At 66.7% G+C, this 17,269-nt stretch carries 18 protein-coding genes; 3 read left to right on the forward strand and 15 right to left on the reverse strand.

Translation table 11 applies throughout. From position 1 onward, the window contains the following. The 10 genes from Q7514_RS03235 to Q7514_RS03280 all read right to left on the reverse strand — a co-directional run bounded on the left by Q7514_RS03235 (position 1) and on the right by Q7514_RS03280 (position 8,705). The gene (locus Q7514_RS03235; protein ID WP_330132008.1) at positions 1-261 is read right to left on the reverse strand and encodes an acylphosphatase; all 261 of its coding nucleotides are present in this window, start codon (positions 259-261) and stop codon (positions 1-3) included. Positions 262-303: 42 nt separating this feature from the next. Continuing rightward, positions 304-741 (reverse strand): OsmC family protein, encoded by a 438-nt coding sequence (locus Q7514_RS03240; RefSeq protein WP_330131794.1) that lies wholly within the window; start codon positions 739-741, stop codon positions 304-306. A gap of 45 nt (positions 742-786) precedes the next feature. Then, positions 787-1,671, reverse strand: coding sequence for a bifunctional DNA-formamidopyrimidine glycosylase/DNA-(apurinic or apyrimidinic site) lyase (gene mutM / locus Q7514_RS03245; protein ID WP_330131795.1), 885 nt, complete (start codon positions 1,669-1,671; stop codon positions 787-789). Between the two features lie 7 nt (positions 1,672-1,678). Next, complete coding sequence (rnc, locus tag Q7514_RS03250) at positions 1,679-2,443, reverse strand: ribonuclease III (RefSeq protein ID WP_330131796.1); 765 nt, start codon at positions 2,441-2,443, stop codon at positions 1,679-1,681. An 11-nt stretch (positions 2,444-2,454) separates the two neighbouring features. Beyond that, entirely contained in the window at positions 2,455-2,637 is a 183-nt protein-coding gene (gene rpmF / locus Q7514_RS03255) for a 50S ribosomal protein L32 (RefSeq protein ID WP_006551208.1), read from the reverse strand. A gap of 2 nt (positions 2,638-2,639) precedes the next feature. Then, a complete protein-coding gene (locus Q7514_RS03260; RefSeq protein ID WP_330132009.1) occupies positions 2,640-3,203 on the reverse strand; it encodes a YceD family protein in 564 nt (187 codons plus the stop codon). 162 nt (positions 3,204-3,365) lie between these two features. Next, positions 3,366-4,124 carry a DivIVA domain-containing protein gene (locus Q7514_RS03265; RefSeq protein WP_132470596.1) on the reverse strand — a complete coding sequence of 253 codons (759 nt, stop codon included), beginning with the start codon at positions 4,122-4,124 and terminating at the stop codon, positions 3,366-3,368. 128 nt (positions 4,125-4,252) lie between these two features. Further along, complete coding sequence (gene coaD, locus Q7514_RS03270; protein WP_054716847.1) at positions 4,253-4,744, reverse strand: pantetheine-phosphate adenylyltransferase; 492 nt, start codon at positions 4,742-4,744, stop codon at positions 4,253-4,255. Next, positions 4,741-5,307, reverse strand: a complete 567-nt coding sequence (gene rsmD, locus Q7514_RS03275; protein WP_330131797.1) for a 16S rRNA (guanine(966)-N(2))-methyltransferase RsmD — start codon at positions 5,305-5,307, stop codon at positions 4,741-4,743. Before rsmD ends, coaD begins: the two co-directional genes overlap by 4 nt. Further along, entirely contained in the window at positions 5,304-8,705 is a 3,402-nt protein-coding gene (locus tag Q7514_RS03280) for a pyruvate carboxylase (RefSeq protein WP_330131798.1), read from the reverse strand. Before Q7514_RS03280 ends, rsmD begins: the two co-directional genes overlap by 4 nt. 303 nt (positions 8,706-9,008) lie before the next feature. On the opposite strand from Q7514_RS03280, the gene Q7514_RS03285 reads away from it, so the two are divergent. Next, on the forward strand, positions 9,009-9,569 hold the full coding sequence (locus Q7514_RS03285; protein ID WP_330131799.1) for a dihydrofolate reductase family protein: 561 nt from the start codon (positions 9,009-9,011) through the stop codon (positions 9,567-9,569). Between the two features lie 16 nt (positions 9,570-9,585). Here Q7514_RS03285 and recG read toward each other — a convergent pair whose 3' ends face one another. After that, positions 9,586-11,892 (reverse strand): ATP-dependent DNA helicase RecG, encoded by a 2,307-nt coding sequence (gene recG / locus Q7514_RS03290; RefSeq protein ID WP_330131800.1) that lies wholly within the window; start codon positions 11,890-11,892, stop codon positions 9,586-9,588. Positions 11,893-11,937: 45 nt separating this feature from the next. Then, the gene (locus Q7514_RS03295; protein ID WP_330132010.1) at positions 11,938-13,599 is read right to left on the reverse strand and encodes a DAK2 domain-containing protein; all 1,662 of its coding nucleotides are present in this window, start codon (positions 13,597-13,599) and stop codon (positions 11,938-11,940) included. Positions 13,600-13,791: 192 nt separating this feature from the next. On the opposite strand from Q7514_RS03295, the gene rpmB reads away from it, so the two are divergent. Both rpmB and Q7514_RS03305 read left to right on the forward strand, forming a co-directional pair. Continuing rightward, the gene (gene rpmB / locus Q7514_RS03300) at positions 13,792-13,983 is read left to right on the forward strand and encodes a 50S ribosomal protein L28 (RefSeq protein WP_054720034.1); all 192 of its coding nucleotides are present in this window, start codon (positions 13,792-13,794) and stop codon (positions 13,981-13,983) included. Between the two features lie 88 nt (positions 13,984-14,071). Continuing rightward, on the forward strand, positions 14,072-14,872 hold the full coding sequence (locus tag Q7514_RS03305; RefSeq protein ID WP_330131801.1) for an enoyl-CoA hydratase/isomerase family protein: 801 nt from the start codon (positions 14,072-14,074) through the stop codon (positions 14,870-14,872). 40 nt (positions 14,873-14,912) lie between these two features. On the opposite strand, the gene Q7514_RS03310 is transcribed toward Q7514_RS03305, so the two are convergent. From Q7514_RS03310 to Q7514_RS03320, 3 genes are all read right to left on the reverse strand, one after another. Next, a complete protein-coding gene (locus tag Q7514_RS03310; RefSeq protein ID WP_330131802.1) occupies positions 14,913-15,611 on the reverse strand; it encodes a uracil-DNA glycosylase in 699 nt (232 codons plus the stop codon). 63 nt (positions 15,612-15,674) lie between these two features. Continuing rightward, a complete protein-coding gene (locus Q7514_RS03315) occupies positions 15,675-16,196 on the reverse strand; it encodes a gamma carbonic anhydrase family protein (RefSeq protein ID WP_330131803.1) in 522 nt (173 codons plus the stop codon). A 9-nt stretch (positions 16,197-16,205) separates the two neighbouring features. After that, positions 16,206-17,249, reverse strand: a complete 1,044-nt coding sequence (locus tag Q7514_RS03320) for a thiamine-phosphate kinase (RefSeq protein ID WP_330131804.1) — start codon at positions 17,247-17,249, stop codon at positions 16,206-16,208. Positions 17,250-17,269 lie beyond the last annotated feature (20 nt).

A 17,269-nucleotide genomic window follows, 5' to 3' on the forward strand; every position in this document is an offset into this window, starting at 1 on the left:
TCAGCGCTCGACGAATCCGGTGAGGTCCCCGCGTGCCGGTTCCCAACTCTCGACCACGAGTCGCACCTCCCCCGGTGTCACGTCGGAGCGCAACCAGTCGAGCAGCATCTCGAGGGCGTGACGCGGGCCCTCGGCAATGACGAGTACCCGACCGTCCGCTTGGTTGGTGGCATGGCCGACGAGTCCGAGCTCGAGCGCCCGGGCTCGAGTGAACCAGCGGAAGCCGACACCCTGGACTCTGCCGTGCACCCAGGCCGTCAGGCGTTCGGTGTCGTCGGGATGTTCCGATGCCACAGCGCTCCTCTAGGCGTCGGCGATGATGGTCAACGACACCTTCGTGCCGGCCTTCAGCGTGCGGCCGACGGTGCAGACCTTGTCGACGGATCGCTCGACGAGCGCGACGAGTCGCTGCTGGGCTTCGGCGTCGAGTTCGGAGAGGTCGAGGATCAGTTCTTCCTCGAGGTGCGGGTAGACCTCGTTCTCGCGATCGGCTGCGCCGGACACCTTGATCGTCGCGTCGTAGTCGTCGCCGAGCCGCCGTGACACGGGGAAATCGGAGCTCATACCGGAACATGCGGCAAGGGCGATCTTCAACAGCTCGCCGGGGGTGAAGACACCATCGACGGTCTCGGAGCCGATGAGCACCTCGGCGCCGCGTGAGCTGCGGCCCGTGTAACGGCGGGTGCCGGTGCGTTCGACCCACAGTTCGGTGGGTGTGGTCGCGGAGTTCTGGTCAGCCATGCAGGAAATCCTGCCATGTGCTGCCGACACCCGGCGCAGAGCGTCTCACACTCCGGCGGTCGCGCCGTCTCGGATACTGCGCGGCCTGGGCTGGCACCGCGGGCACGAGAAGGACGAGCGATTCATGAATCTCTCGCGGCGGATCGGTGCGCCGCATCGTCGGCACGGCCTGTCTTCCTGGCCATACGCGTTCAAGGAACGCTCGAAATAGCCCGACTCACCGTTGACGTTCACGTACAGCGCATCGAACGACGTGCCGCCCTGATCGAGCGCTTCCGCCATCACGTCGTGGGCGGCAGCGAGCACAGCACGCAGTTTCGGGCCGGTCAGTTTGTCGGTCGGCCGGTTGCCGTGGATCTGCGCACGCCACAGTGCTTCGTCCGCGTAGATGTTGCCGATACCGGAGACGATCGTCTGGTCGAGCAGTGCGCGTTTGATCTCGGTGTGCTTGCTGCGCAAGACCTTGACCACCGTGGACGGATCGAATCGCGGGTCCATCGGATCCCGTGCGATGTGCGCGACGGGCAGCGGCAAGCGATCACCGTCGACCTCGACGAGCGGTGCGAGTGCCCATCCTCCGAAAGTGCGCTGGTCGACGAAACGCAGGTCGGCTCCGCTGTCGAGCACAGCGCGGATCCGCAGGTGCTTCTCGTCCGCAACCGTGGGCGGCTGCACGAGCATCTGACCGCTCATCCCGAGGTGCACAACCACCGCCAGGTCAGTCGGTTCGAGGACGAGCCAGAGGTACTTGCCTCGTCGTTCGACGGCGGAAACGGTCTGTCCGGTCAGCTGAAGCGCGAGATCACGCGGTCCGGGTTCGTGACGCCGCGCCGCCCTCGGGTGCAGGACCTCGACGGACTCCATCGTGGCGCCCAGGACGTGGGTGGTGAGCCCACGTCGAACGACTTCGACCTCGGGGAGTTCGGGCACAGCAGGATCAGTTCTTCTCGGTCGAGGTATCGGAGTTCTCGTCGGCCTCGCCCGACAACAGCTGCCACGCGGTGGAGGCGGCCTTCTGCTCGGCTTCCTTCTTCGTCCGTCCCACGCCGACACCATACGGCTTTCCTGCCACGAGAGCGGTAGCAGTGAATTCCTTGTCGTGGTCGGGACCGGTCGCGGTGATCTCGTAGACGGGAACACCGGCCCCGCGTTCGGCCGTGAGTTCCTGCAGGCTCGTCTTCCAGTCCAAGCCGGCGCCCAGACGTGGGCCACGGTCGAGCAGTTCGGCGAACAGACGCAGGACCACCTCGCGGGAGACTTCGATGCCGTGCTGCAGGTGGACCGCTCCGAGCAACGACTCCATTCCGTCGGCGAGGATGCTCGCCTTGTCGCGACCGCCGGTCATCTCCTCACCCTTGCCGAGCAGGAGGTGTACGCCCAGTCCACCGTCACCGAGCCCGCGCGCCACTTCTGCGAGCGCGTGCATGTTGACCACGCTCGCGCGGATCTTCGCGAGTTCACCTTCGGGTTTGTCCGGGTGGGTCAGATACAGGTATTCCGTCACGGACAGACCCAGCACGGCATCGCCGAGGAACTCGAGTCGTTCGTTGGTCGGCAGACCACCCTTCTCGTACGCGTACGAGCGGTGAGTCAATGCCAGGGTCAGCAGGTCAGGGGCCACCGCGACACCGAGGGCGGCGAGGAGAGACGCATGTTCTCCCTCGCCGCCCTCGGGTGCGGTATCGATCGACTTGGTCGTCACGTAGGTACCGATCAGACGGGCGCGGTCACCTGACGGCCGTTGTAGGTGCCACACGACGGGCACGCCACATGCGGCAGCTTCTTCTCACCGCAGCCGCGGTTCGGGCAGGTGACGAGCGTCGGCGCAGTGGTGTTCCACTGGCTGCGCCGCGACCGGGTGTTGGAACGCGACATTCTGCGCTTGGGGACGGCCACGTCTACTTCTCCTCGTTGTTCTTGCTGTCGGATGCACTGCTGGATTCTTCGGAGCCTGCGCCGAACGCGGCTGCCAACCCAGCCCAGCGAGGATCCAGTATTTCATGTCCGTGCCCGGATTCCGCAATCGCCAGGCGAATGCCGCATTCCGCGCACAGTCCCGCGCAGTCGTCGGTGCACAACGGACGTAGCGGAAGTTCCAATCCGACCGCGTCGACGATCGCAGGCTCGAGATCTATCAGATCGTCTTCGATCCGATAGACCTCGTCTTCCTGCGTGGTCTGGTCGGTCACGCTGTTCGGGTAGGCGAACAGTTCGGTGAGGTACAAACTCACCTCGCCCGTGAACGGCTCGAGGCATCGAGAGCATTCACCGACGGTGTCGGCACGAACTGTACCGGTCACCAGAACACCCTCCGACACCGACTCCAACCGAAGGTCGAGGTCGATGTCGCCGCCTTCACGGATCGCGATCATCTCGAGTCCGATGCGCGACGGAGACGCGATGTGCTGCTGCACCGTACGCATCGACCCGGGACGACGCCCCAGCGAGAGCGTATCCAGCACGAGACCGGCTTCCCGTTCGGGATGCCGCGTACCGGAGCGGTGGGTAGACACGTCGATCTCACTTTCGAATAGAAGACAGTGCGAATTCACTGGGCAACCGCTCTATGGTACGCGATGCCCCTACGATTCACGAAAATACAGTGCTTCACCACACCCGACGGTTCACCGACGCCACCCTGCGCGATGGTCCGCCTCGGCATAGTCCGGCCTGCCCGACGTCCTCAACTGCTGACGGCCACGACCGACCGAACGCAAAGTCGTGTCGAGGACTTCCTCGAACTCGGCAAGCTTGCCGTCGACGTACTCGTCGCACTCGGTGCGCAGCCGGTCGGATTCGGCATGGGCACCATCGATGACGCGCGCCGACTCCGCGTGCGCGGACTGCACGACCTCGGTCTGAGATACCAGCCGTGCCTGCTCGGCCTCCCCGTCAGCGACGGATCTGTCGTACGCGGCCTTGCCGGCCTCGATCATGCGATCCGCCTCGGACCTGGCCCGACCGGTGACAGCGTCGTACTGCCGCTTGCCGTCGGCGATGAGACCGTCTGCCTCCGCCTGCGCATCGGCGACAAGCTCGTCCGCATGTGCGCGCGCTTCCGCCACCATGCGATCTGCCTGCGCCTTCGCATCGGACAGCATACGGTCGGCGTCGGCTCGCGCATCCTCGATCAGTGTGCGCGCCTCGTCGTCTGCGTCACCGACCGTTTTGTCCGCCAGAGCCCGTGCGTCGCCGACCAGCTTGTCGCGGTGATCGAGAACGTCCTGAGCGTCGTCCAGTTCGGCGGGAAGAGCGTCCCTCACATCGTCGAGAAGTTCGAGCACATCGCCGCGCGGGACCACGCAACTCGCCGTCATGGGAACGCTTCGTGCCTCTTCGGTGATCGCGACAAGTTCGTCGAGTGCCTCGAATACCCGGTACACGCCAACCCCAATCCTGATCCGTCGACCCGGCCGGTGCGACCGCGCCGTGTCCAGTCTGCCGCAGCTCGGGCTCCGGCTCCGGCCCACGCGCCGGTGTGTCGGATCACGGTTCGGTGGTGTGAGCGCAGTTACTTGTCGGCGGCCCGTTCGGCGAGACGCGCGAGGAGCCGCTTGTGCACGGCCTCGGGCAACATGTCGGAGACATCGCCGCCGTAGGTGGCGACCTCCTTGACGAGCGAACTCGACAAGTAACTGTAGACGGGGTTCGTGGCCACGAACAGGGTGTCGACGCCCGTGAGCTTGTGGTTCATCTGCGCCATCTGCAGCTCGTAGTCGAAGTCGTTGGCGCCGCGCAGCCCCTTGACGATCGCGGAGATCCCATTGGCGGTCGCGTAGTCGACGAGCAGGCCCTGCCACGAATCGACGCGCACGTTGCCGAGATGCGCGGTGGCATCAGCGAGCATCTCGAGGCGTTCGGGCACCGTGAACATGCCCTGCTTGTTGGGGTTGATCACGACGGTGACCACGACCTCGTCGAATTGCACCGCAGTACGGGCGATGACATCGAGGTGTCCGTTGGTGACCGGGTCGAAGGATCCTGGGCATACCGCGCGGCTCATGAGTCAGCACCGTAACAGGCCGCGATCTCCACGCGCGTCTCACCGTACTTACGGATCCGATCGACGCCGAAACCGGTGGGCCACGCAGTTTCCGGTGCCCGGGTGGAGCGTTCGAGTACCACGATCGAGTCCTCACCCACCCAACGGTGCTCGAGGAGCGCGGTGAGCACATCCCACACCGCGTTCTCCGCGATCGCGTACGGAGGATCCGCGAAGACGACGTCGTATTCGCGGTCTGCACCCCCCGCGAGGACTGCGGCGACCGGCGCGGAGCGAAGCACCGCACCGGTCAGTCCGACGGAGGAGATGTTCTCTCGGATCACCGCGGACGCTTTCGCGTCCGATTCGACGAGCATCGCGTGCGAGGCCCCTCGGGACAGTGCTTCGAGGCCCAGTGCGCCGGACCCGGCATAGAGGTCCAGCACTGTGGCCCCGTCGAGATCCATCCGTGCGTCGAGCGAACTGAACAGTGCCTCTCGGACCCGCTCGGATGTCGGGCGAGTACCGCGGGGCGGCACCGCAAGGCGCCGCCCCCCGGCTCGACCAGCGACAATCCGTGTCACTCGGCGCTGTCCTCCGTCGCCACCACCACGAGCAGATCTCCGCCTTCGACCTGCTGTACCGGACCGGCAGCGATACGCGTGATCAGTCCGCCACGAGGCGCGGTGATGGCCGCTTCCATCTTCATCGCCTCGATCGTGGCCACCGTGTCGCCGGCAGCGACCTTGTCGCCCTCGGACACGACGAGCGTGACCGTGCCCGCGAACGGAGCCGCGACGTGCCCCGGATCGTTGCGGTCCGCCTTCTCCGCGGCCGGAACTTCGCTCGCGATCGACCGGTCACGCACCGACACCGGGCGAAGCTGGCCGTTGAGCAGGCACATCACGGTACGGAAACCGCGCTCGTCCGCATCGGAGATCGCCTCGAGTCCGATGAGCAGCTCGACGCCCTTGCCGAGCCGGACCCGGTGTTCCTCGCCGTGCCGCAGCCCGTAGAAGAACTGGTTCGCCGACAGCTCGCTGGTGTCGCCGTACTGCTCGCGATGCTGCTCGAACTCGCGGGCAGGACCGGCGAACAACAACCGGTTGAGAGTCCGACGACGCTCGAGAGACGACCCGGCCAGGCCCTTTTCCTCGTCGGCGGTCAGCGGCGTCTCGGGCTTCGGGTCCTTGCGCCCGGAAAGCGCCTTGGACCGGAACGGCTCCGGCCAGCCACCGGCCGGCGTCCCGAGGTCGCCACGCAGGAATCCGATGACCGAATCCGGGATGTCGAACTTTCCGGGTTCTGCGGCGAACTCGTCGACCGACACGCCCGCACCGACCAGGTGCAGGGCGAGGTCACCGACCACCTTCGACGACGGCGTCACCTTGATCAACCGGCCCAGCAGTCGATCCGCGCCGGCGTAGGCGGCCTCGACGTCCTCGAACCGGTCGCCGAGGCCGAGCGCGATCGCCTGCTGGCGGAGGTTCGACAACTGTCCGCCCGGAATCTCGTGCGTGTAGACACGGCCGGTCGGCGCGGGCAGACCCGACTCGAACGGCGCGTACACGCGGCGCAGGGCCTCCCAGTACGGCTCGAGATCGCACACTGCCTGCAGGTCCAGGCCGGTGTCGAATTCGCTGTGCGCCGCCGCCGCGACGATCGCCGACAGCGCCGGCTGACTGGTGGTACCCGCGAGCGCCGCCGATGCACCGTCGACGGCGTCGGCTCCCGCGTGCCATGCCGCGACATATGTCGCGAGCTGACCACCGGGGGTGTCGTGAGTGTGCACATGCACCGGCAGATCGAAGTTGCTGCGCAGCGCCTTGACCAGGGTGGCCGCGGCGGGCGCACGGAGCAGACCTGCCATGTCCTTGATCGCGATGATATGCGCGCCGGCATCGACGATCTGCTCGGCCAGCTTCAGGTAGTAGTCGAGCGTGTAGAGCGTCTCGTTCGGGTTCGACAGGTCGCCCGTGTAGGAGAGGGCCACCTCGGCGAGCGTGGTTCCCGTCTCGCGGACCGCGTCGATCGCCGGACGCATCTGATCGACATTGTTGAGCGCGTCGAAGATGCGGAAGATATCGATGCCGGTGTCGGCGGCCTCCTGCACGAACGCGCGGGTCACGGCTTCCGGGTACGGGGTGTATCCGACGGTGTTGCGGCCTCGTAGCAGCATCTGCAGGTTGATGTTCGGGATCGCCTCGCGCAGCGCCGCGAGCCGCTCCCACGGGTCCTCGTGCAGGAAGCGCAGCGCCACGTCGTAGGTCGCGCCACCCCACGCCTCGATCGACAGCAGTTCCGGTGTCATGCGGGCGACGTGGCCCGCCACCGTGAGCAGATCCTTGCTACGCACGCGCGTCGCGAGCAGCGACTGGTGCGCGTCGCGGAACGTCGTGTCGGTGACACCGACACTCTTCTGCTCGCGCAGTGCCCGCGCGAAGCCCTCGGGTCCGAGTTCGAGCAGACGCTGCCGCGACCCGGGAGCCGGAGGCGCCGACAGGTCGATCGCAGGAAGCTTGTCGTGCGGGTACACCGTCGCGACCCGCTCACCGTGCGGCTTGTTGACGGTGACATCGGCGAGGTACTCGAGGATCTTCGTGCCGCGGTCGGCCGATCGTCGCAGCGTCAGCAGGTGCGGACGTTCCTCGATGAACGACGTCGTCACCCGACCCGCGCGGAAATCCTCGTCGTCGAGCACGGCCTGCAGGAACGGGATGTTCGTAGAGACACCGCGAATACGGAACTCGGTCACCGCGCGACGGGCACGGGCGACGGCTGCCTCGAGGTCACGGCCACGGCACGTGAGCTTGACCAGCATCGAGTCGAAGTGCGCCGAGATCTCTGCGCCGACCGAGGTGCCACCGTCGAGGCGGATACCCGCACCACCGGGGGTGCGGTAGCCGGTGATCCGGCCGGTGTCGGGGCGGAAGCCGTTGGCCGGATCCTCTGTGGTGATACGGCACTGCAGAGCCGCACCGTGGATACGGATCGTGTCCTGGCTCAGGCCCAGATCGGCCAAGGACTCACCCGATGCGATCCGCAGCTGCGCCTGCACCAGGTCCACATCGGTGATCTCCTCGGTCACCGTGTGCTCGACCTGGATGCGCGGGTTCATCTCGATGAACACGTGCTTGCCACGTTCGTCGAGGAGGAACTCGACCGTACCCGCACACTGGTAGCCGATCTGCTCGGCGAACGCGACGGCGTCTGCGCAGATCCGGTCGCGGAGCTCCGGGTCCAGGTTCGGGGCGGGCGCGAGCTCGATGACCTTCTGGTGTCGGCGCTGCACAGAGCAGTCCCGCTCGTACAGGTGGACGACATTGCCGTGCTTGTCGGCCAGGATCTGCACCTCGATGTGACGAGGGTTGACCACTGCCTGCTCGAGGAAGACCGTCGGATCACCGAATGCCGCGTCCGCCTCGCGGGATGCCGCCTCGATGGATTCGCGCAGCTGTGCCGGCTCGGCGACTCGGCGCATTCCGCGGCCACCGCCACCTGCGACGGCCTTGACGAACACCGGGAACGTCATCTTCTCCGACGCCGCGATGAGCTCGTCGATGTCGGCGGACGGCTCCGACGATGCCAGCACCGGCAGACCCGCTGCCTTCGCAGCCGCGATCGCGCGTGCCTTGTTTCCGGTCAGCTCCAAGATCTCGGTCGACGGACCGACGAACGTGATGCCCGCACGATCGCATGCCGCGGCGAGGTCCGGATTCTCCGACAGGAAGCCGTAACCGGGGTAGATGGCGTCGGCACCCACCGACGAGGCCGCATTCACGATCTCGTCCACCGACAGGTAGGCCCGAACCGGGTGACCTTCTTCACCGATCTGGTAGGCCTCGTCGGCCTTCAGACGATGCAGGGATTTGCGGTCTTCGTACGGAAACACCGCAACTGTCTCTGCACCCAGTTCGTAGGCAGCACGAAACGCGCGGATTGCGATCTCGCCTCGGTTGGCGACAAGCACTTTGGAGAACATTGCACGACGGTACCGCGCCCCAACAGCACTTCCTCCCCCGGGATTCCACATCTCGAGACGCTGCTGCGTTCCGCCGGAACTGTAACGATGCAGTCGTCCACCAGGTAACACACACGAAACCTGCGCGGTCGCAGGGCCGTAACACCGCGCCGGGGAGCCGGTCGGGCTCGAAACATGCACCGATGAATTTTCTCGGTCGGCGCGGTCGGTTTCTGTAACCGCGAGTCGTCGATCCGAGACACTGGGGACCGAGACACTGGGGACAAAACCCTGGAGTTGCACATCGCAGAAAGGACAACGCTCATGCCCCGCAGGACCACCGCGCATCTGTTCAGCTCCGTCAACGGCGTCGTCGAGTCGCCCGACAAGTTCCAGTTCGACGCCTTCGGCCCCGAGGAGGGCGAGTTGATGGCCGAATCGCTGGACGGGGTGACAGATGTCGTCATCGGCCGGAAACTCTGGCAGGAGTGGTCGGAGTACTGGCCGGGCGCCGACGATCCGTTCGGCTCGTTCATCAACCCCGTCGGTAAGCACGTCGTCACGAGCACCCTGGACAGCGAGCGAGGCGACGGGGTACCGCTCGGATGGAACAGCACCGTGATCACCGGCGACCCGGTCGAGTACGTCAGAGCACTTCAGCAGGACGGCTCGGGTGGCATCACCGTGGCCGGGGGCATCGAGACCATCCGTTCGCTGTTCCTCGCCGGTGTCGTCGACGCACTGACGCTGACCGTCCACCCCGCAGCGACGAACGAAGGCCGACGACTGTTCGACGAGTCCGTTCCGCTGACGAGGCTGAACCTGGTGGACAGCAGGATCACCGGCCAGGGCAACGCCGTCTTGACCTACACGCTGCGCGAATGACCGCTACCGGCATCGATCACGATTTCTCGAGGTATTCGGCCTTCCTGGTATCGAGCGCGGCGTCCATCATGCTCGCGAGTCCCGGATGTTGCTTCAGTTCCGGGTCTTTCTCCGTGATCTCCCGAGCGAAACGCTGAGCAGCGGCGATCACCTCGACGTCGTCGACGAGCGACAGCAGACGCAGAGTCGACACCGTTCCGGACTGAGCGACACCGAGCACGTCGCCTTCACGACGCAGCTGCAGGTCGAGTTGGGCGAGTTCGAATCCGTCGGCCGTGCCGGCGACCGCCTCCAACCTGGTCATCGTCGGGCCTCCAGGCCTGGTGTCGGTGATGAGCAGGCACAGCCCCTGATGACCACCTCGGCCGACTCGGCCACGAAGCTGATGGAGCTGACTGACCCCGAACCGGTCGGCATCGACGATCACCATCACCGTCGCATTCGGTACGTCGACTCCGACCTCGACGACCGTGGTGCACACAAGTACGTCGATGTCGCCTTCCCCGAAGTCGCGCATCACGGCGTCCTTCTCGTCGCTGGGAAGCCGCCCGTGCAGCAACCCGACACGCAGATCGGCCAGTGGACCCGAGGCCAGTTCGTCGAACTGCTGAAGCACCGATTTCGTGTCGGGCGTCTTCTGCTTGCCCTTCTTCCCGGTGGCGGACTCGTCGAGAAGCTCGAAGGCTGCGGGATCGAAAGCAGCGTCGTCGTCGGCCTCTCCGTCGCCGATCCGCGAACACACGACGTACGCCTGGCGGCCTTCCGCCACCTCTTCACGAATGCGTTCCCACGCCCGGTCGACCCACGTCGGATGGGCTTTCGCTGCCACGACACGGCTGACGATCGGGGAACGCCCCTTCGGTAGCTGACGCAGCGTCGACACCTCGAGGTCGCCGAGCACCGTCATTGCGATGGTGCGTGGGATCGGCGTCGCAGTCATCACCAGCACGTGTGGGGCCGATCCGTCGCGGCCGCGGGAACGCAACTTGTCGCGTTGCTCCACACCGAACCTGTGCTGTTCATCGATCACGACCAATCCGAGATCGAAGAAGCTGACGTTGTCCTCGATCAGGGCGTGGGTGCCGATCACGATGCCGGCGTCGCCGGTCATCGCCTCGTTCAGTGCCTGCCGCTTCTGCGCTGTCTTCATCGATCCGGTCAGGAGCGTGATGCGGGTGGCGAGGTCGTGGGCGCCGAGTTCACCAGCGGCCGCGAGGTCGCCGAGCATTGCGGTGAGTGAGCGTGCATGCTGGGCTGCGAGGACCTCGGTGGGAGCGAGCAGCGCGCACTGGTGACCGGCATCGATCACCTGCAGCATCGCGCGCAACGCCACGATCGTCTTGCCGGAACCCACTTCGCCCTGCAGCAATCGGTTCATCGGGTGCTGCTGCGACAGGTCCGCGGAGATCTCCGCCGCCACAGACAGCTGACCCTCGGTCAGCTCGAACGGCAACCGGCGATCGAACTCGTCGGCGAGCGCATCGGCCCGACGTGGACAGTTCGGCGCGCTGCGTACCTCGACGTCGTGGCGCCGGCGCGCCATCACCAGCTGCACCGCGGCGGCCTCGTCGAACCTCAACCGTTCCCGCGCGCGGGTGACGTCGTCCTTGGTATCGGGCATGTGGATGGTCCGCAGGGCTTCGTCGAGTCCGATCAGGGAATGTTCGATGCGCACCCCGTCCGGGAGGGGGTCGTCGACCGAGTCGAGCTGATCGAGGACTTGCCGGACACATCGCATCACGGTCCACGACTCCACGTCGCGGGTGGCCGGATACATCGGGATCAAGGCGCGATCGAAGATCGACATGTCGATGCCGTCGCTGCCTTGGGCGCTGCGCGCCAATCCCGCCAAGGCACCGGCTCCGCGGACACGTACCGGTGCGGCTGCGGCGCCGCCGACCTCCGGGTCGCGCGGTTCGGGCAGGATCACGTAGCTCGGATGCGCCAGGCTCCACTTGTCGCGGAAGTACTTCACGGTTCCCGAGAACATGCCGCGCACACCGGGCTTGATGTTGTATTTCACCTTGTGCGGATTGAAGAAGGTGACGTCGATCTTGTGGCGGTCGGACACCAGCACCACGGCCAGCCGTGTGCCGGGCCGGCTTTTCATCCGCACCTCGTCGGCCTTCTCCACGCGGGCGATGATCGTCACGTGCTCGCCCTCGGCCGGTTGGGTGTCGCCGAGCTCGGCGCCCTGGGTGGCGTAGCGGTGCGGGTAGTGCCGCAGCAGGTCTTCCACGGTGGTCATCCCGAACGCTTCGGACAGCTTGTCGGCGGTTTTCCGGCCGAGGAGATGATCGAGGCGGTCCGCGAGTGTCGCCACTGCCGTCCCTTCCGTTCCGTGCGGTGACCCGTCCGAGGTCACCGGCTACTCGACGCCGAGCTGCAGCAGGTCGCTGCGCTGGCCCCCCTGGTACACCACGACCTCGAGTTCGGGGTGGCGGTCGTCGAGGTGGCGGGTCAGTTGTTCGGCGAGACCGTCGGGGGCGCCGTCGCCGACGAGCATCGTCACGAGCTCACCGCCCGCAGCGAGGATCTTGTCGAGCAGCGACACACCCGCTGCCACAAGATCATGCTCGATGACTACGACATCTCGACCTGCGAGCCCGAGACTGTCGCCCGGTTCGCACGTCCCGACCCAGGTCAAGGCACGTTCGGTGGCGTATCGCAATGATCCCCAGCGGGTCGCGGCGGCCGCTTCCGACATCGCGAACGCGTCGTCGACGGTCGCGCGTCCCGCGTCGTGCACTGCGAGGGACGCCAATCCCTGGACCATCGAGGAACACGGTAGGAACATCACCTCGCGTTGACCGTCTCGGGCCTGCGCACCCACTGCGACGACGTCCTGCTCGGACACCCACCCGTTGGGCAGGACGAGGACGTCCGTGCTCGGCAACGAGCGGATCGCGTCGAGCAGCAGACGGGGGTCGACGGCTGTCTCTGCAGTGAGGACGGTAGCGCCCTCGGCGTCGAACAATCCCTCGGCGCCGGCACCCGAGGCGATTGCGAGGACCGCGCGGCCGGAGGCGGACGCCGAAGCACGCGGGGCACTCGTGACGCACTGCTGGACACGGTCTGCTTCCAGCGTGAAGCAGGTGATCGCGATGCGGCGCAGCCTGCCCGCCGCGATACCCGCCTCGATCGCAGCACCGGCGTCACAGCAGTGCACGTGGACCGACCATCCTGCAGAGCCGTCCCCCACGATCGCAACCGAGTCGCCCAGTTCGTCGAGCTGGGCCCGGAGCACCGCGATCCGCGCGCGATCGGACCCGTCGACGATGTACATGACCTCGTAGTCCTGCGACTCGACGTCGTGTTCGGCAGCGTCGTGCTCCGGGACGTCCTGATCACCGGTGTCGGGGACTGGAGTGCTGGTGAGGCGTAGGTGACGGTCGGGGCGTTGTCCCGACACGATTTCGACCAGGCAGTCGAGCAGGATCAGCAGGCCGAGACCGCCGGCGTCGACGACTCCGGCCGCAGCAAGAACCTCGAGTTGTTCCGGTGTGACCTCGAGGGCGGTCGCCGCGGCGTCGGCGGCAGCCCCGACAGCGACCTTCAACGACGTCGTCTCGGCTGCAGCGCGTCCTGCTCCGTCTGCGGCGGCGCGCAGTACGGTGACGACAGTGCCCTCCGCGGGGGTACTCAGTGCGCCGGTCACGGTCGTGGCCGCCCTGTCCAGAGCGCGAGCGAAGTCGCGGCCGTCGACGGTGCTCAGTCCCGCGATCGAGTCCGCAACGCCTCGCAGGCCCTGCGCAAGGATCACCCCGGAGTTGCCGCGAGCTCCCACGAACGCACCGCGTGCGAGTGCCTCGGCGACAGCACCCACCGTGAGTGCCCCGTCGACGGGTCCGCCGAGTTCGTCGGCGGCGGCGCGCAAGGTGGCGAGCAGGTTGGTGCCGGTGTCTCCATCCGGGACCGGGAAGACATTGAGGGTGTTGATCTCGTGGCGGCGTTCCTCGAGGGTCGTCAGACCGAGATCAACCCACCGGCGCAACGCTCGACCGTCGACGCCCTCACCGACTTCGAGCACCCGATCACCCTCTTTTCCTGCGCCCTCGTACACTCGTGGAAAGCCTAACTGCGCCGCGTTCACGCGTCCGGTTTGGTCTTACGCTCTCCGGTTAGCTAAGCTGGTCCGGTTGCCTGACACGGGTGACGACGATCCCCGTGTCTGAAGCATGCACAGACAGAAGATATCCACTAGACACAAGGAGTTCGCGACATGGCTGCCGTCTGCGACGTATGCGCCAAGGGCCCCGGCTTCGGGAAGTCGGTCTCGCACTCGCACCGGCGTACCAACCGTCGCTGGAACCCGAACATCCAGAGCGTCCGCGCTCAGGTTGCACCGGGCAACACCCGCAAGATGAACGTGTGCACCTCCTGCCTGAAGGCAGGAAAGGTTGCTCGCGGCTGATCCCGGTCGAGATGTAGATCAAGGCCCTCGGTGCGTAATGCACCGGGGGCCTTGATCGTTCGGTCACCGATACCGATATGGTGCGACGGTGACCGATAACCTACAGTCCCTCGTACGCGTGGAGGACGGTGTGCTGCGGATCGCCGTGGCCACCGCCGAACACGGCACGTCGTTGTCCCCCGATGGCATGCGACAGGGCATCGACGCCCTGCGTTCGGCCGGTCCCGAGATCGGCGCAGTCCTGCTCGTCGGCGAGGGCGCGAACTTCTGCGCGGGTGGAAACGTCCGCGGCTTCGCCGCGGCGGAAGACCGCAGCGCCCACCTGTTCGACATCGCGAACCTGTTCCACGATTTCGTTCGCGCACTCGACGCCATCGCAGTTCCTGTCGTCGCTGCAGTGCACGGCTGGGCGGCAGGCGCGGGCATGAGCATCGTGCTGCACGCAGACATTGCGTTCGCGGGTCCTGGAACGAAGATGCGGGCCGCCTACCCGTCGATCGGGTTCACCCCTGACGGCGGTATGTCGTGGACTCTGCCGCGCGTCGTGGGGCTCGCCCGCGCACGCGAACTCATCATCACCGACGCTGTGATCAGCGCGGAGGAAGGTGTCAGGCTCGGATTGCTCAGCCGGATCGTCGGCGACGACGAGATCCAGGGCGAGGCCCTGCGGATCGCGCGCACCCTGGCGCACGGCCCGACCGCGGCCTACGCGGGCATCCACCGTCTGGTGAACGACTCCGTGCATCGGTCGCTGTCCGAACAGATGGACGCCGAGGCCGCATCGATCTCTGCCGCATCGACCACCCCCACAGGCATCGAAGGTGTGAACGCGTTCGTCGAGAAACGCCGCCCCGACTGGTCACTGGGCGCGGGCGCCGACCAGCAGTGATCGCCGCGAGCCGCTGGACCAGGTGCTGCTGGACCAAGTACTAGGGCAGACGCCAGTCCACCGGCTCGCCACCCTGCTCCACCAGCAACGCGTTCGCGCGGCTGAAAGGTTTCGATCCGAAGAATCCGCGCGACGCCGACAGCGGCGACGGGTGCGCAGACTCGACAGTCGGAATGTCGCCGAGCATCGGGCGCAGGGTGGCTGCGTCGCGGCCCCACAGAATCGCCACGAGCGGCGTCCCCCGCGTGACCAGCGCTCGAATCGCCTGTTCGGTGACGCCCTCCCACCCTTTACGCCGATGCGATGCCGGTTCACCCGGTTGCACGGTGAGCACCCTGTTCAGCAACAACACACCTTGTTGCGACCAGGGCGTGAGATCGCCATTGGTGGGCTGTGGCAGTCCCAGGTCTTCGCCGTACTCGCGGTAGATGTTGGCGAGACTGCGCGGAATGGGCCGCACGTCCGGTGCCACGGAGAAGCTCAGTCCGACCGCGTGGCCGGGCGTCGGGTACGGGTCCTGGCCGACGATCAGCACCCGCACGCGGTCGAACGGGTGGGTGAACGCACGCAGAACGTTCTCGCCCGCGGGTAGGTACCTGCGGCCGGCTGCGATCTCCGCCCTGAGGAACGCACCCATCGCGGTGATGTCGTCGGCGACGGGTGCGAGAGCCTCTGCCCAGCCCGGGTCGACGATCTCGGACAGAGGCTTCGGTGCCCGCTCGGTCGTCTGCTCGCTCACGTCGGAAACTCCTCCGGTCGGTCTTCTGTCGATACGGCCCTGGTGGGTTCGATCGAGACTCACTCAGTCGATACGGCGCAGGGCGGTGCGGTAATAGTCTGCGTTCGCGGCGTACATCTTCGCGTTCGCGTCGAAGTGCCCCTCGGGCAACTCGAATCCTTCACGGATCTTCGCGGGGATCCCCATCGCCATCCGCCGCGCCGGAAGCTCGAAGCGCGGCGGGATCAGGGCACCGGCTGCAACCTGCGCGCCCTCACCGATGGTCGATCCGTTGAGCACGAGCGAACCCGACCCGATCAGAGCACCGTCGCCGATCGTGGCGCCCTCGATATGGGTGTTGTGCCCGACCACGCACCGTGCGCCGAGGATCGTGTCGTCGATCGCGGTGCAGTGGATGATGGTGCCGTCCTGGATGTTGGTCTCTTCACCGACGACGATCCGGCCGTAGTCGGCCCGCAGCACCGCAGTCGGCCACACCGAGGCGTGAGCGCCGAGGGTGACGTTGCCGATGACCACCGCGTCGGGGTGCACATAGGCGGTGGGGTGAATGTCGGGCGTGCGGTCGCCGAGAGCGTAAACAGCCATGGGAAAAACCTATCTCGAGTTCGCGGACCCGAAACTCTCCCACCCACCCGGTGCGTCCCAGCTCCGGCCGTCGACCGTCACACCGCTGCCGTCGTGTACGCGGCCGATCCGGCGCCATCCGTCCGGCAGTTCCGCCTCGGGCGGGAAGCACGCGGCAAGGGCGTGGTCTTCGCCGCCGGTGAACACCCAGGTCCACGGGTCGGTTCCGAGTTCCCCCGCCGCGGCTCTCAGGCGCGGCCCGGGTTCGAGGGTGTGCTGTTCCACGGTGATCCCGGCGCCCGATGCGGCCGCGATGTGTCCGAGGTCGGCGAGCAGACCGTCGGAGATGTCGGTGCCGGCACGTGCCCCGGCGAGTACGGCGCTGACGCCGGCCTCGTAGGGCGGTGACGGAACCCGGTGGATGTCGACGAGGTCGGTGAATCCAGTGTGCTCGGCCGCGAGCAGGGCCAGTCCCGCCGCGGACGCTCCGGTGGTGCCGGCGAGCGCGACGATGTCACCCGCGCGTGCCTCCGAGCGCAGCAGCGGTGTGCGTCCCTCCAGATCGCCGAGGACGGTGACGGCGACGACCACCTGTTCGGCCTGAACGAGGTCTCCCCCGACTACGCCTGCGCCGATCGCTTCGGCTGCCTCACCGATGCCCTCGGAGATCCCGTCGAGCACTGAGACCGGAGTGTCGGGCGGGCAGCCGAGTCCCACGAGGAACGCGACAGGTCGCGCTCCCATCGCGGCGACGTCAGCACCGTTCTGCGCAACTGCCTTGCGTCCCACGTCCTGCGGCGACGACCAGTCCAACCGAAAATGTCGGCCTTCGACGAGCATGTCGGTGGACACCGCGACCCGGCCGTCCGCCGCCGCCACGATCGCGGCATCGTGTCCCGGTCCCACCAGCGTGGTGGTGGGCTGTCGCCGACCGGCGACCGCCCGGGCGATCGTGGGAAACTCCCCCACCTCGGCAACGGTGGGTTCCCGCCCGGGGCTGCTGAACGAACCGATCGGATCCGACACGGTGACTGGCGCCTCTTTCTCGATCGGCTGTGGTCGGGCGGAGTGCATGCCCTGCTAGCGTCTTGACT

Source organism: Rhodococcus artemisiae (genome assembly GCF_036327795.1).
GTDB classification, from domain to species: Bacteria; Actinomycetota; Actinomycetes; order Mycobacteriales; family Mycobacteriaceae; genus Rhodococcus; species Rhodococcus artemisiae.

What these genes read in the sequence shown, in the direction of transcription:
- Q7514_RS03240 (WP_330131794.1), bottom strand. Translation starts at nt 741, where the DNA reads ATGGCTGACCAGAACTCCGCGACCACACCCACCGAACTGTGGGTCGAA.
- coaD (WP_054716847.1), bottom strand. Translation starts at nt 4,744, where the DNA reads ATGAGCCGCGCGGTATGCCCAGGATCCTTCGACCCGGTCACCAACGGA.
- Q7514_RS03280 (WP_330131798.1), bottom strand. Translation starts at nt 8,705, where the DNA reads ATGTTCTCCAAAGTGCTTGTCGCCAACCGAGGCGAGATCGCAATCCGC.
- Q7514_RS03285 (WP_330131799.1), top strand. Translation starts at nt 9,009, where the DNA reads ATGCCCCGCAGGACCACCGCGCATCTGTTCAGCTCCGTCAACGGCGTC.
- rpmB (WP_054720034.1), top strand. Translation starts at nt 13,792, where the DNA reads ATGGCTGCCGTCTGCGACGTATGCGCCAAGGGCCCCGGCTTCGGGAAG.
- Q7514_RS03315 (WP_330131803.1), bottom strand. Translation starts at nt 16,196, where the DNA reads ATGGCTGTTTACGCTCTCGGCGACCGCACGCCCGACATTCACCCCACC.
- Q7514_RS03320 (WP_330131804.1), bottom strand. Translation starts at nt 17,249, where the DNA reads ATGCACTCCGCCCGACCACAGCCGATCGAGAAAGAGGCGCCAGTCACC.